This window comes from Erwinia rhapontici (assembly GCF_012271765.1).
In the GTDB taxonomy this organism is placed as follows: Bacteria; Pseudomonadota; Gammaproteobacteria; order Enterobacterales; family Enterobacteriaceae; genus Erwinia; species Erwinia rhapontici.
Window position 1 is genome coordinate 1 of the sequence record NZ_VRKO01000003.1, and the last position, 13,356, is coordinate 13,356.

Consider the following 13,356-nt stretch of genomic DNA (forward strand, 5'->3'; position numbering starts at 1 on the left):
AGCTTCCTGTTGCGAGGTGGCGTATATTACGCTTTCCTCCTTCGGAGTCAACTTCTTTTTGAGAAGTTTTTCCGGCGGTTCAGATGCTTCCTGAACCTCCTGACACGTTGACTTGTAAGCCGTTGTTCCGTGTCAGTGGAGGCGCAGTATAGGGATTTTCTGGCGACTGACAAGGGCTAATTGCAAAAAACTTTTCACATGCTTATTTTTCATGCAAAAGCCGCTTATGACCTCGATTTATGCTGCTTTAATAAACAGAAATGGGCCAAAGGCCCATTTCTGTTACTTCCCGTGATTACTGATGTGCGACGATTACGCCATCCTGTACATCCATTTCTATGGTTTTCCCCGGAATCAGCGCACCAGAAAGTATCTGCTGTGCCAGCGGGTTCTCAATTTGCTGCTGAATTGCACGTTTCAGCGGCCTTGCCCCATAGACCGGGTCATAACCATTTTCACCCAGCTTCTGCAGCGCCGCTTCAGAGATATGCAGAGCATACCCACGATCGTCCAGACGCTGATACAGGCGTGCAAGCTGGATGCGTGCAATAGAAGCAATATGTTGCTCACCCAGCGGATGGAAGACGACCAGTTCATCAATACGGTTGATGAACTCCGGACGGAAGTTCTGGCTGACAACCGACAACACCAGTTCTTTCATCTCACCGTAGCTCAATGCACCGAAACGTTCCTGGATCAAATCAGACCCCAGGTTCGATGTCATGATCACCACCGTATTACGGAAGTCGACCGTCCTGCCCTGCCCGTCAGTAAGACGGCCATCATCCAGCACCTGCAACAGAATGTTAAACACATCCGGATGCGCTTTTTCTACTTCATCCAGAAGGATGACAGAGTAAGGTCTGCGGCGAACCGCCTCGGTCAGATACCCCCCTTCTTCATAACCGACATAGCCCGGAGGTGCCCCGACGAGACGAGACACTGAGTGTTTTTCCATAAACTCGGACATATCGATACGCACCATCGCGTCATCGCTGTCGAACATAAAGTTAGCCAGTGCCTTACACAACTCGGTTTTCCCTACCCCGGTTGGCCCAAGGAACAGGAACGAACCAATCGGGCGATTCGGGTCGGCCAGGCCAGCACGGCTGCGACGAATCGCATTCGATACCGCTTCTACTGCCTCATTCTGACCAATCACCCGCGTATGCAACTCCTGCTCCATACGCAGTAACTTGTCACGCTCACCTTCCATCATGCGAGCAACAGGAATACCGGTCCAACGTGCCAACACATCAGCAATCTCAACATCGGTAACACGGTTACGCAGCAGCCGCATGGTTTTACCTTCGGTCTGCGTCGCGGCAGCAAGCTGTTTTTCCAGCTCTGGAATTTTCCCGTATTGCAGCTCGGACATCTGCCCGAGGTCTCCCTGACGACGTGCCTGCTCCATGGCCAGCTTCGCCTGTTCTAACTCAGTTTTAATATGCTGAGTACCAGAGAGCTCCGCTTTTTCAGCTTTCCACTCTTCTTCCAGTTCTGAGTATTCACGCTCTTTCTGGTTCAGCTCAGTTTCCAGCATCTCCAGCCGTTTGATACTGGCATCGTCAGACTCTTTCTTCAGCGCCTGCTGTTCCAGTTTCAACTGAATGATACGTCGCTCAAGGCGGTCAAGAGACTCTGGCTTCGAGTCGATCTGCATACGAATACTCGACGCGGCCTCATCAATCAGGTCAATCGCCTTATCCGGTAACTTACGGTCAGAAATGTAGCGATGCGATAAAGTCGCCGCTGCCACGATAGCCGGGTCAGTAATCTGCACATGGTGATGCAGTTCATAACGCTCTTTCAGCCCACGCAGGATCGCGATGGTATCTTCCACACTCGGTTCAGCAACAAAAACCTTCTGGAAGCGTCGCTCCAGCGCAGCATCTTTTTCTATATACTGGCGATATTCATCCAGGGTGGTGGCGCCCACGCAGTGCAGTTCACCACGCGCCAGTGCAGGTTTCAGCATGTTGCCCGCGTCCATCGCGCCATCAGCCTTACCGGCACCGACCATGGTGTGCAACTCGTCAATAAACAGAATGACATTGCCTTCCTGTTTCGACAGGTCGCTGAGTACCGCTTTCAGGCGCTCTTCGAATTCACCACGATATTTGGCACCCGCCACCAGCGCTCCCATATCAAGTGCCAGTACCCGGCGGCCTTTCAGACCTTCTGGCACTTCACCATTAATAATGCGCTGCGCGAGGCCTTCAACGATGGCGGTTTTACCAACACCAGGTTCACCGATCAGTACCGGGTTGTTTTTAGTACGGCGCTGCAAGACCTGAATCGTACGACGAATTTCTTCGTCACGGCCAATAACCGGGTCAAGTTTACCCAGCTCCGCGCGCTCGGTCAGATCGATGGTGTATTTTTTCAATGCCTGGCGCTGATCTTCAGCTCCCTGGTCGTTCACGCTATCGCCTCCACGCATCTGGTCGATCGCTTTCGTCAGCTTATCGCTGGTGACCCCCGCAGATTTGAGCAAATCTGCCAGAGAACCACGCGAGTCAAGCGCCGCCAGAACGAATAATTCGGATGAAATAAAGTTGTCGGCACGTTTTTGCGCCAGTTTGTCACACAGGTTAAGCACCCGTACCAGGTCAGCAGAAGGTTGAACATCACCCTCGGTGCCTTCGACCTGCGGTAAACGGCTGAGTGCCTGTTCAATGTTGGTACGCAGTGAAGCGACATCAACACCGGCAGCGGTCAGTAAAGGACGAACGGATCCGCCATCCTGATTGAGCAACGCGCTCATCAGATGCAGAGGTTCGATGAATTGATTGTCACGGCCGAGGGCCAGAGATTGAGCATCAGCCAGAGCCAGCTGAAATTTGTTAGTAAGACGATCCAGACGCATAATTTCCCCCTATCAGGTCAAATTGCTACTGGAGATTAAATGAGGTCATCCCTCAAATTTTTCAAGGTAATGACCTGACATTTTGGAGAAAAAAACATCAATCCGGACCGTCTTATGGCGCTAGGTTATATCAGCCAGATCAAACTTGCCATACGGCCAGTGACGCCATCGCGTCGGAAGGAGAAAAATTGCTCACTTTGATTGAGGGTACATTGGCCGTCACCCCAGACGTGGCGCACGCCGATGGCCTCTAAACGCTGTTTTGCTAAATGTCCGAGATCGGCATAAAACTTTTCACCCTTAGGGAAAAAAGCGGCTGCGGCGGCTGGATTTTGCGCAATAAAAGCCTCACGCACTTCCGGCCCGACCTCAAAAGCATCCGGACCAATCGCCGGGCCAAGCCAGGCGAAAATCTGCGACGGAGGGGCAGAAAAGGCATTAATTGTTGCCTCCAGCACGCCATCACATAATCCACGCCATCCAGCATGCGCGGCAGCCACTTCCTGGCCATCCTGCGAACAAAAAAGCACCGGCAGACAGTCAGCCGTCATCACAGCACAGACAACGCCAGGGGTTCGGGTATAAGCCGCATCCGCACGCAGTGAAGCCGGCACCTTCCAGTCCAGCGTCAGAACCTCTGTACCATGAACCTGCTCAAGCCATTGTGGCATGGACGGTAAATCGGCCAGTTCCAGCAGGCGCTGACGGTTAGTCTGCACATGCTGCAACTCATCGCCCACATGAGCACCGAGGTTAAGACTGTCCCACGGTGCCTGGCTGACGCCCCCCTGGCGCGTACTGCTGCACGCGCGAACGTTAGCGGGGGCCGACCACTTTGGTACAATCAGGCTCATTACCAGTCCAGTTGCTCTTTAAATTCTTCGGTATCCGCTTTCAGCGCATTGATCAAATCGACCATGTCCTGTGGCAGCGGTGCATGCCATTCCATTTCAATCCCGGTAATCGGGTGATAGAGACGGAGCATCGTGGCGTGCAGGGCCTGACGATCGAAACCACGCAGCGTACTGATAAAGGCATCTGATGCCCCTTTCGGTGGGCGTGGACGACCACCGTACAGCGGATCACCCACCAGCGGATGATTAATGTGCGACATATGCACACGGATCTGGTGAGTACGGCCAGTTTCCAGACGCAGGCGTAAACGCGTATGGGCACGGAAATGCTCCATAATACGGTAATGCGTCGTGGCTGGTTTACCCATCGGATGCACTGCCATGTGGGTACGTTTAGTCGAGTGACGACTGATCGGTTGATCAACCGTACCGCCTGCTGTCATACGACCAATAGCCACGGCTTCATACTCGCGAGTGAATTCGCGCAGTTGGAGTGACTCCACCAGATGCGTCTGTGCAGGGACCGTTTTCGCCACCACCATCAGACCTGTCGTATCTTTATCCAGACGGTGCACAATGCCAGCACGAGGCACATCCGCAATCGCCGGGAAATGATGCAACAGTGCATTCAGCACCGTGCCATCAGGATTACCGGCTCCCGGATGAACCACCAGATCGCGCGGTTTGTTAATCACCAGAATGTCGTCATCTTCATAGACAATGTTCAGTGGGATATCCTGCGCTTCCCAGCGAGCTTCTTCGTCAATTTCCGCATCGATGATAATTTGCTCACCGCCGAGCACTTTTTCTTTCGGTTTGTCGATAATTGCACCGTTGACGGTGATGCGACGGTCGAGAATCCATTCTTTTATGCGAGAACGTGAATAATCAGGGAACAATTCGGCCAAAGCCTGATCTAAGCGTTGTCCGAGTTGCGATTCGGATACCGTTGCGTTGAGTTTTACTTGTTGTGCCATAAATAAACAGCTTCTTCGTTAACGTTGGGTTTTCACGGCGATGCCGTTTAATATAATGTGCTATCGTACCTGGTCACTATCGGAAGCTTAACGGACAGCTTCCTGAATAACACTCTGAGGATAAGCAAATCGTCATGACGCGTATGAAATATCTGGTGGCTGCAGCCACGTTGAGCCTGGCATTAGCTGGATGTTCCGGCTCCAAGGATGTGGTGCCTGACAGCCCGCCTTCCGAGATTTATGCCACTGCCCAGCAAAAACTGCAGGACGGTAACTTTAAAGGAGCAATAACGCAACTGGAAGCGCTTGATAACCGCTATCCATTCGGCCCTTACTCCCAGCAAGTTCAGCTAGACCTGATCTACGCATACTACAAAAATGCCGATTTGCCGCTGGCGCAAGCCGCCATTGACCGCTTTATGCGCCTGAATCCAACGCATCCGAACATTGATTACGTTATTTATATGCGTGGTCTGACGGACATGGCGCTGGATGACAGTGCATTGCAAGGCTTTTTTGGTATCGACCGCTCAGACCGCGATCCAACCCATGCGCGTGATGCTTTCAAAGACTTCTCGCAGCTGCTGCGTGGCTATCCAAACAGCCAGTATGCAACCGATGCACGCAAGCGCCTGGTGTTCCTGAAAGATCGTCTGGCGAAATATGAGTTATCCGTGGCGGAATTCTACACTAAACGCGAGGCGTATGTCGCTGTGGTTAACCGTGTAGAGCAAATGCTGAAAGATTACCCGGATACAAAGGCTACGCGCACTGCACTGCCGCTGATGGAAAATGCTTACCGTCATCTGCAGCTGAATGCAGAAGCCGATCGTGTGGCAAAAATCATTGCGACCAATCAGGCCTGAGTCTGACCTGACAAAAATGGCAGCCTCTGGGCTGCCATTTTTTTTGACTAAAAAACGGCAAAATGCCAAATTTCCAGTCAGGTTAACCTATCAACAATGCCACTGAAAATGCCCCTCGACAACCCCCAGAGCCCTATTTACCCGCCCATCTCACAGTTTTGTTCTTCTTGACAAAAAGCGACAAAATAACGTGATTTTGATCACACATTTTCACACTTTTCGCGGTATGCTGGGTTCACCAAGACGGAAATGACAGAGAGGTAAGCACTATGGTACTGAACATTACCAGCAAGCAAATGGAAATTACTCCGGCTATCCGCCAACATGTCGAAGACCGTCTCGCCAAACTTGAAAAGTGGCAAACTCATCTGATAAATCCACACATTGTTTTGTCAAAAGAGCCGAAAGAGTTTGTTGCCGATGCAACTATCAATACGCCAAACGGCCCGCTGATTGCCAGCGCCAAGCATGAAGATATGTACACAGCCATCAACGATCTGATTAACAAGCTGGAACGTCAGCTGAATAAAGTTCAGCATAAAGGTGAAGCGCGCCGCGCCACCGCCAGTGTTAAAGATCTGAGTGTGGTTGAGACAGACGAAGAGTAATCGGTTTAAACCGTCATAACGCGCCTGCGGGCGCGTTTTTTATTGACAGAATGAAATTGCAGCGGTTACTTTATCCTTCCAGACATCATGGATAGCACAATGAAATCAGCACCGTTTTTCTTCGCATTCTTTTTTACCTTCTTTACCTTCCCCTGATTTGGGAGGCAATTCGTCGTGTAAGAGTGAATGCGAAGACGAACATTAAAGCCTCCCAAACGGGAGGCTTTTTTTTTAGTAACATCTGACAGGTAGCAAATATGAATCCCGAAAATCCTTTGCTGGCTCTGCGCGGTAAGATCAGCGCACTGGACGAACAACTGCTGGCCCTGCTGGCCCAGCGCCGTGCGCTGGCGGTAGAAGTTGCTGAGGCCAAAATGGCCACCCACCGTCCCGTCCGTGATATCGACCGCGAACGCGATCTGCTTGAGCACCTGATCACTCTGGGCAAAGGCCATAAGCTGGATGCGCATTACATCACACGCCTGTTTCAGCAAATCATTGAAGATTCCGTGCTGACTCAGCAGGCGCTGCTGCAAAAACATCTGAACAACACCAACGCTCACTCTGCGCGCATCGCCTTTCTCGGGCCAAAAGGCTCTTACTCGCATCTGGCATCACGCCACTATGCCGCACGTCATTTCGATAACTTCATTGAGAATGGCTGCCTGAAGTTTCACGATATCTTCAATCAGGTTGAAACCGGGCTGGCTGACTACGCCGTGCTGCCGGTTGAGAATACGACTTCAGGGTCAATCACTGATGTCTATGACCTGTTGCAGCAAACCAGCCTGTCTATTGTCGGTGAGATCACTATCCCTATTGATCACTGCGTCCTCGTCTCCGGTAATACTGACCTGCAGCAGATTGAGACAGTCTACAGTCACCCTCAGCCATTCCAGCAGTGCAGCCAGTTCATCAATCGTCATCCGCACTGGAAAATTGAGTACACCGAAAGTACTGCGGCTGCGATGGAGAGAGTCGCTGCCATGAATTCACCGAAAGTTGCCGCGCTGGGCAGTGAAGCCGGCGGTGAGCTTTATGGTTTACAGGTGCTGGAGCGGAATCTGGCTAACCAGCGCCAGAACATTACCCGCTTCATCGTACTGGCCCGTAAGCCGGTCGAGGTTTCACTCCAGGTTCCGGCAAAAACCACGCTGATTATGGCCACTGGCCAGCAGGCAGGCGCCCTGGTGGAAGCTCTGCTGGTGCTGCGAAAACATAATCTGACAATGAGTAAACTGGAGTCGCGCCCGATTAACGGGAATCCATGGCAGGAGATGTTTTACATCGATTTCCAGGGCAACCTGAATACCGATGCTGTACAGCAGGCGCTAAGCGAGCTGACGCCAATCACACGTTCCCTGAAGGTACTGGGCTGCTACCCTAGCGAAAACGTCGTCGCCATCGATCCCCAATAACGCCGGACACCTCGCCAGCCCAATCGCGGCTGGTGATTTTCCCCTTTTGCCACAGAGAATCATTTACCCTGTGATGTCGATCGCTATATCATAAGATATACAACGATACTCAGGCAGCGATGATGACTTCCCTTTTCCGCTCTTTTTCCGTACTTATTCTTTCTGCTTTATTCGTTTTTTCTGCGCAAGCATCACGCCAGGTAACCGATCAGCTCGGTCGTCAGGTGACATTGCCCGATCGCGTTGATCGGGTCGTCGTCCTTCAGCATCAGACCTTAAATCTACTGGTACAGCTCGATGCCACGGGAAAAATAGTCGGCATTCTCAGCAACTGGAAACAGCAGCTGGGCGACGGCTATGCACGTCTGGTACCCCAGTTGAATACGTTGCCGATGCTGGGCGATCTGACCCATGTTGATCTGGAGAAGCTGGTTGCCCTTCATCCGCAGGTGGTGTTTGTCACGAACTATGCGCCCCAGGAAATGATTGATCAGATTCAGGATCTCGGCATCGCTGTTATTGCCATCTCTCTGCATACCGACAGCGGCACACAGCAGGCCCAGCTCAACCCACAGTTAGAAAATGAAGAACAGGCCTACAATGATGGCCTTGCACAGGGTATCCGTCTGATTGGCGAGGTGGTCAATCAGCAAAAGCAGGCCGACGCTCTGGTTGCAGAAACCTTTAAACAGCGTCAGCAGGTTGCCGACCGGCTCAAGGACATTCCGGAAAAAGAGCGTATTCGTGTCTACATGGCTAACCCCGATCTGACAACCTATGGTTCGGGGAAATACACCGGGCTGATGATGGCGCATGCCGGAGCAATGAACGTTGCCGCATCAACCGTTAAGGGCTACAAGCAGGTTTCAATGGAGCAAATTCTGGCATGGAATCCGCAGGTCATCTTTGTCCAGGACCGTTATCCAAAAGTACTCGACGAGATTAACCAGCAGCCCGCCTGGCAGGCCGTGGATGCCGTCAAAAATCACCGGGTTTATCTGATGCCAGAGTATGCCAAGGCCTGGGGCTACCCGATGCCGGAAGCGATGGCACTGGGAGAATTGTGGATGGCGAAGAAACTGTACCCGGCCAGATTTACGGATATTGATATGCAGCAGCAGGCAGACAGCTGGTATCAACGTTTTTACCGTACTCACTACCACGGCAACAACGGATGAAGCCTTTACAGGTATTGGCCGCGGGCAGCCTGCGTCACGTCTGGCCAGGCGTGGTAAGTGCATTCCAGCACTATTATCCGGCGGGGATAGAAACGCAGTTCGGTCCAGCCGGAATACTGCGTCAGCGTATAGAGCAAGGTGAGGCCTGCGATTTGTTCGTCTCTGCCAGTATTGCCCATCCGCAGACACTGTTACAGGCAGGGCTGGCACAAAGGACAGGCGTATTCTGCCATAACTTTTTGTGCCTGAACGTTCGCAGCGATAGCGTCGATTCGGCGGCTGAGTGGCTCGATCTGTTGCGCAATCCTGCTCTGCGTCTCGCCACCTCAACACCTGGCTGCGATCCCTGTGGCGATTACGCCTGGCAGCTATTCGAACGTATTGGACAGCATGAGACTGAACTGGGCCAACGGTTAAAGCAGCGTGCGATGCCACTGGTCGGTGGAAAGGATTCCGTACCCGTACCTCCGGGGATGCAGGCTTCAGTCTGGTTGATAAAGTCAGGGCAGGCCGATCTCTTTATTGGCTACCGCAGCTATGCGCATCTTCTACAGGCGAATGAGGGTATTACGACGTTGTTGATACCTGAGGCGTGGCAAACTCGCGCTGACTATGGCTATGCTGTTTGTCAGCCCGCAGGCCACAAGCTCGCTGAGCTGTTGTTAACTTGTGAGGGACAGGAGATTTTCGTCAAGGCGGGGTTTGGTACGATTAAAACGGAGGGGCCAGATATGTCGGCCCCTCCTGCTAAACACTAGGGTCTGCTGTCATTTGCCTGACGCAGTAACGTGCGGCTTTCTGCCTGGAAGCGTTTCGCGTGGTCGCCAAACCAATGCTCTACCCGGCGGAAGCTGTCGATAAACGCCTGCTTATCGCCCTGCTCCAGCAACTTTATTGCCTCTCCAAACCGCTTATAATACCGTTTGATCAGGGCCAGATTGCTTTCTGAAGACATAATAATGTCGGCGTAGAGCTGTGGATCCTGAGCAAACAGGCGTCCGACCATCGCCAGCTCCAGTCGATAGATCGGTGATGAAAGCGCCAGCAGTTGGTCCAGTTGAACATTTTCTTCTGCCAGGTGCAGACCATAAGCAAACGTAGCGAAGTGGCGCAATGCCTGAATAAACGCCATGTTCTGGTCATGCTCCACGGCACTGATACGGTGCAGGCGTGCGCCCCATACCTGAATCTGTTCCAGGAACCACTGATAGGCTTCCGGCTGACGACCATCACACCACACCACCACCTGCTTCGCCAGGCTGCCGCTATCCGGGCCGAACATGGGGTGTAACCCCAGCACCGGTCCTGCATGCGCGGCCAGCATGGCCTGCAACGGTTTATTTTTCACCGAGGCCAGATCCACCAGGATGCAATCCTGCGGCAGCGGAGGCAGCTCACCAATAACCTGCTCGGTCAGATGGATAGGAACACTAATAATCACCATGCCCGCGTTGGCCAGCATCGCTTCTGCGTTATCCCAGTCACCTTTATCGAGGATCTGTACCTGATAACCCGACAGGGTAAGCATCTTCTCAAACAGACGCCCCATCTGCCCCTTACCGCCAACAATCACTACCGGACGCAGTTCGGGACAGAGGGTTTTAAAGCCCTTATCGTTTTCGCTGGTGTAGGATTCACGCATCACGCGGCGCAGAACATCCTCGATCAGATCGGGAGGCACGCCCAGCAACTCCGCTTCATGACGGCGTGAGGCCAGCATCGTGGCCTCACGCTCAGGAACATAAATCGGTAACCCGTAGCGGCTTTTTACCTCGCCGACTTCGGCGACCAGCGTCAGCCGTTTCGCCAGCAGATCCAATAGCGCTTTATCGACTTCATCAATTTGATCGCGTAACGCGGTCAGTTCAGCCACCATAACTCATTAACCCTCTTACGACAGACGCGCCGCCAGTACTCCGGTCAAATCCTGATGAATTTCACGCAGCAGGGTTTCCGTTGTTTCCCAGTTAATGCAGGCATCGGTAACGGAAACGCCGTAGCGCATATCACTGCGCGGCTGCTCAGAAGACTGGTTGCCTTCGTGAATGTTACTTTCCAGCATCAGACCCATAATTGAACGGTTGCCATCTTTAATCTGCGCAACGGCAGACTCGGCCACGCCGGACTGGCGACGAAAATCTTTATTAGAATTGCCATGACTGCAATCTATCATCAAGGAAGGACGGAGTCCCGCCTGCTGCATCTCTTTTTCGCACTGCGCCACATCGGCCGGACCGTAGTTCGGGCTTTTCCCACCGCGCAGGATCACATGCCCGTCAGGATTACCCTGGGTTTGCAGCAGGCACACCTGCCCTGCCTGGTTGATACCCACGAAACGGTGTGGCATCGCGGCTGCACGCATTGCATTAATCGCGGTGCCAAGACTGCCATCGGTACCATTTTTGAAGCCTACCGGCATTGAGAGGCCCGACGCCATTTCGCGGTGTGTCTGCGATTCGGTGGTACGTGCACCGATGGCCGACCAACTGAACAGATCGCCAAGGTATTGCGGGCTGTTTGGATCCAGCGCTTCCGTTGCCAGTGGCAAGCCCATCTCCACCAGATTCAACAGTAGCTGACGTGCAATATGGAGGCCAGCTTCCATATCAAAGGTGTTATCCATATGCGGATCGTTGATCAGACCTTTCCAGCCAACCGTGGTACGTGGCTTTTCAAAGTAGACGCGCATCACAATGTAGAGCTGGTCTTCCACCTGGTCCGCCAGTGCTTTCAAATCGCGGGCATAGGCCAGTGCAGCCTCAGTATCGTGGATAGAACAAGGGCCACAGACCACCAGCAAGCGATGATCTTTTCCGCTGATGATATCGGAAATAGTCTGACGTGAAGCGGCAATCTGCCCTTCCAGTACGCTGTTCAGCGGGAACTGTTTTTTCAGTTCTTCCGGGGTAATCAGAATCTGTTCATCAGCGATGTGAACGTTATTCAGCGCATCTTTTTGCATGATCGTCATCCTGGTCATTCGATTAATAGGGGTCCTCAGTGAGGTTGCTGACAACTGTACCAGAATGCGTACATAAAACAATATAGTGATGTACAGATTTATTACCACAGAGAAGAAAGCCACACCAATAAAACAATTTAAATAAATAAATACAATAAGTTAAAGAATAACCCTCAAAATACACCATACCTCAAACTGTAATTATATATTTACAGTTAGTATTTCAACATCAAAAAAAGCCAATCATTTCCAATACCTGCCCTCCTGAGAGGCGCTATAATTTTTGTCCGTCAGGAAAATAATTCAGAGTGAATCATGAAAATAGTCATACGCCCATTCGAAAACAGTGATGCTGTAGCCTTCGTCGAGGCCGTCAGGGAGTCACTGAAGAGTTTAATACCGTGGATGGCATGGGCCCATGAAGATTACACAGCCGAGGAAGCACTTAAGTGGTTCAGCTACACCCATTTACAGCGCCGTCAGGGCGTAGCGAATGAATGCGGGCTGTTTACAGAAGACGGGCGGCTTCTGGGGGGCGTGGGGCTGCGTTACAGCAGCGGACCCGATATCCCTGCCGCTCTTGGTTACTGGGTACGACGTAGCGAACAGCGTAAAGGTATTGCCCGTCAGGCTGTGTGCCAGATTGCAGCGCAGGCTTTTGAGCAACCGGATATTGACGTCATCGAAATCCTGGCGGCTGAAAGCAATATCGCCAGCCGCGCTGTTGCCACCCGCGTAGGCGCAGAGCTGATTGCCATACGCTACGGGCTTATCGTATTAAAGAGTGGGCCAATTAACACTGCCATCTATCGGCTTTACCGCCCGCATCAGGTTGCCGAGTGACTGACGCTGCTGCCCGCTGGCATCAATATTCTCTGCAGAAAGCCACTGAACCAGCGCCTGATTGATCGCAGGCCACTCACTATCAATAATCGAGAACCAGTCTGAATCCCGTGAACGCCCTTTGCGTGCCATCATTTGACGAAAGGTTCCTTCCCAGGTAAACCCCATACGCAGTGCCGCCTGACGTGAAGGCTCGTTCAGAGAGTCGCACTTCCATTCACAGCGACGATATCCCAGCGTAAAGGCATTGTTGATCATCAGCCAAAGCGCTTCCGTACCGATCACCGTGCGTTTCATCAGAGGTGACCAGGTGACACCACCAATCTCCAACACGCCGTTAGACGGATCGATGCGTAAATACGATACCAGACCGACAGGCTTATCACGCCTTGCACAAAAGAGGGTAAAGGTCACAAAGCCGTTCTCGGCTGCACGCTGACTGAGCCAGATACGAAAGGCCTCCAGCGATTCAGGACGTTCTTCGGTCAGCCAGGTCCAGTCCCGACCATCGGGCGCTGAAGCATAGGCCGTATAAAGATCCTCGCAATGAAGCTCAACATTCAGGGGTTCCAGCCGGCAGTAAATGCCGACCATTCGGTTTGCTTCTGGTACCGACACTGATTGCCAATAAGGCAATGCCGGACCGACAGGTTGACCAAATTCATTCATACGCTGCGTCATGTCTCTCTCCTTAATCTGCGTTAATTTTCAGCTTAGAAATAACTTTAGCGGCTTGCCAGCATCATGACTGTGCAGTAGCATCCTTTTTTACCTGCACAGG

Annotated in this window: 13 protein-coding genes and 1 other annotated feature; of the genes, 7 read left to right on the forward strand and 6 right to left on the reverse strand. The window is 52.2% G+C overall.

The features are described from left to right. Positions 1–295: 295 nt before the first annotated feature. The 3 genes from clpB to rluD form a co-directional block, all read right to left on the reverse strand. Entirely contained in the window at positions 296–2,869 is a 2,574-nt protein-coding gene (gene clpB / locus FVB43_RS01055) for an ATP-dependent chaperone ClpB (protein WP_159337970.1), read from the reverse strand. A 125-nt stretch (positions 2,870–2,994) separates the two neighbouring features. Next, on the reverse strand, positions 2,995–3,723 hold the full coding sequence (yfiH, locus tag FVB43_RS01060) for a purine nucleoside phosphorylase YfiH (RefSeq protein ID WP_167863246.1): 729 nt from the start codon (positions 3,721–3,723) through the stop codon (positions 2,995–2,997). Beyond that, the gene (rluD, locus tag FVB43_RS01065; protein WP_133845971.1) at positions 3,723–4,700 is read right to left on the reverse strand and encodes a 23S rRNA pseudouridine(1911/1915/1917) synthase RluD; all 978 of its coding nucleotides are present in this window, start codon (positions 4,698–4,700) and stop codon (positions 3,723–3,725) included. Before rluD ends, yfiH begins: the two co-directional genes overlap by 1 nt. A gap of 134 nt (positions 4,701–4,834) precedes the next feature. On the opposite strand from rluD, the gene bamD reads away from it, so the two are divergent. The 6 genes from bamD (at position 4,835) to FVB43_RS01090 (ending at position 9,528) form a co-directional block, all read left to right on the forward strand. Then, a complete protein-coding gene (gene bamD / locus FVB43_RS01070; RefSeq protein ID WP_133845972.1) occupies positions 4,835–5,566 on the forward strand; it encodes an outer membrane protein assembly factor BamD in 732 nt (243 codons plus the stop codon). 269 nt (positions 5,567–5,835) lie between these two features. Next, positions 5,836–6,174: a ribosome-associated translation inhibitor RaiA gene (gene raiA / locus FVB43_RS01075; protein ID WP_133845973.1), complete on the forward strand. Its 339-nt coding sequence runs from the start codon at positions 5,836–5,838 to the stop codon at positions 6,172–6,174. Positions 6,175–6,272: 98 nt separating this feature from the next. Then, positions 6,273–6,407: a sequence feature (Phe leader region), on the forward strand. Continuing rightward, positions 6,274–6,330, forward strand: coding sequence for a pheA operon leader peptide PheL (gene pheL / locus FVB43_RS24510; protein ID WP_197931246.1), 57 nt, complete (start codon positions 6,274–6,276; stop codon positions 6,328–6,330). Its footprint overlaps the feature before it by 57 nt. A 24-nt stretch (positions 6,408–6,431) precedes the next feature. Continuing rightward, positions 6,432–7,592 (forward strand): bifunctional chorismate mutase/prephenate dehydratase, encoded by a 1,161-nt coding sequence (pheA, locus tag FVB43_RS01080; protein WP_133845974.1) that lies wholly within the window; start codon positions 6,432–6,434, stop codon positions 7,590–7,592. A gap of 122 nt (positions 7,593–7,714) precedes the next feature. After that, positions 7,715–8,770, forward strand: a complete 1,056-nt coding sequence (locus FVB43_RS01085; RefSeq protein WP_167863305.1) for an ABC transporter substrate-binding protein — start codon at positions 7,715–7,717, stop codon at positions 8,768–8,770. Further along, positions 8,767–9,528 carry a substrate-binding domain-containing protein gene (locus FVB43_RS01090; RefSeq protein WP_167863247.1) on the forward strand — a complete coding sequence of 254 codons (762 nt, stop codon included), beginning with the start codon at positions 8,767–8,769 and terminating at the stop codon, positions 9,526–9,528. The genes FVB43_RS01085 and FVB43_RS01090 overlap by 4 nt, the downstream gene beginning before the upstream one ends. On the opposite strand, the gene tyrA is transcribed toward FVB43_RS01090, so the two are convergent. Both tyrA and FVB43_RS01100 read right to left on the reverse strand, forming a co-directional pair. Beyond that, the gene (tyrA, locus tag FVB43_RS01095) at positions 9,525–10,646 is read right to left on the reverse strand and encodes a bifunctional chorismate mutase/prephenate dehydrogenase (RefSeq protein WP_133845976.1); all 1,122 of its coding nucleotides are present in this window, start codon (positions 10,644–10,646) and stop codon (positions 9,525–9,527) included. The genes FVB43_RS01090 and tyrA overlap by 4 nt on opposite strands. 15 nt (positions 10,647–10,661) lie before the next feature. Beyond that, positions 10,662–11,732, reverse strand: a complete 1,071-nt coding sequence (locus FVB43_RS01100) for a 3-deoxy-7-phosphoheptulonate synthase (protein ID WP_133845977.1) — start codon at positions 11,730–11,732, stop codon at positions 10,662–10,664. 315 nt (positions 11,733–12,047) lie between these two features. Here FVB43_RS01100 and FVB43_RS01105 point away from each other — a divergent pair, with 315 nt between their 5' ends. Next, the gene (locus FVB43_RS01105) at positions 12,048–12,575 is read left to right on the forward strand and encodes a GNAT family N-acetyltransferase (protein ID WP_159337968.1); all 528 of its coding nucleotides are present in this window, start codon (positions 12,048–12,050) and stop codon (positions 12,573–12,575) included. On the opposite strand, the gene FVB43_RS01110 is transcribed toward FVB43_RS01105, so the two are convergent. Beyond that, on the reverse strand, positions 12,510–13,256 hold the full coding sequence (locus FVB43_RS01110; protein WP_167863248.1) for a GNAT family N-acetyltransferase: 747 nt from the start codon (positions 13,254–13,256) through the stop codon (positions 12,510–12,512). The genes FVB43_RS01105 and FVB43_RS01110 overlap by 66 nt on opposite strands. Positions 13,257–13,356: the final 100 nt, after the last annotated feature.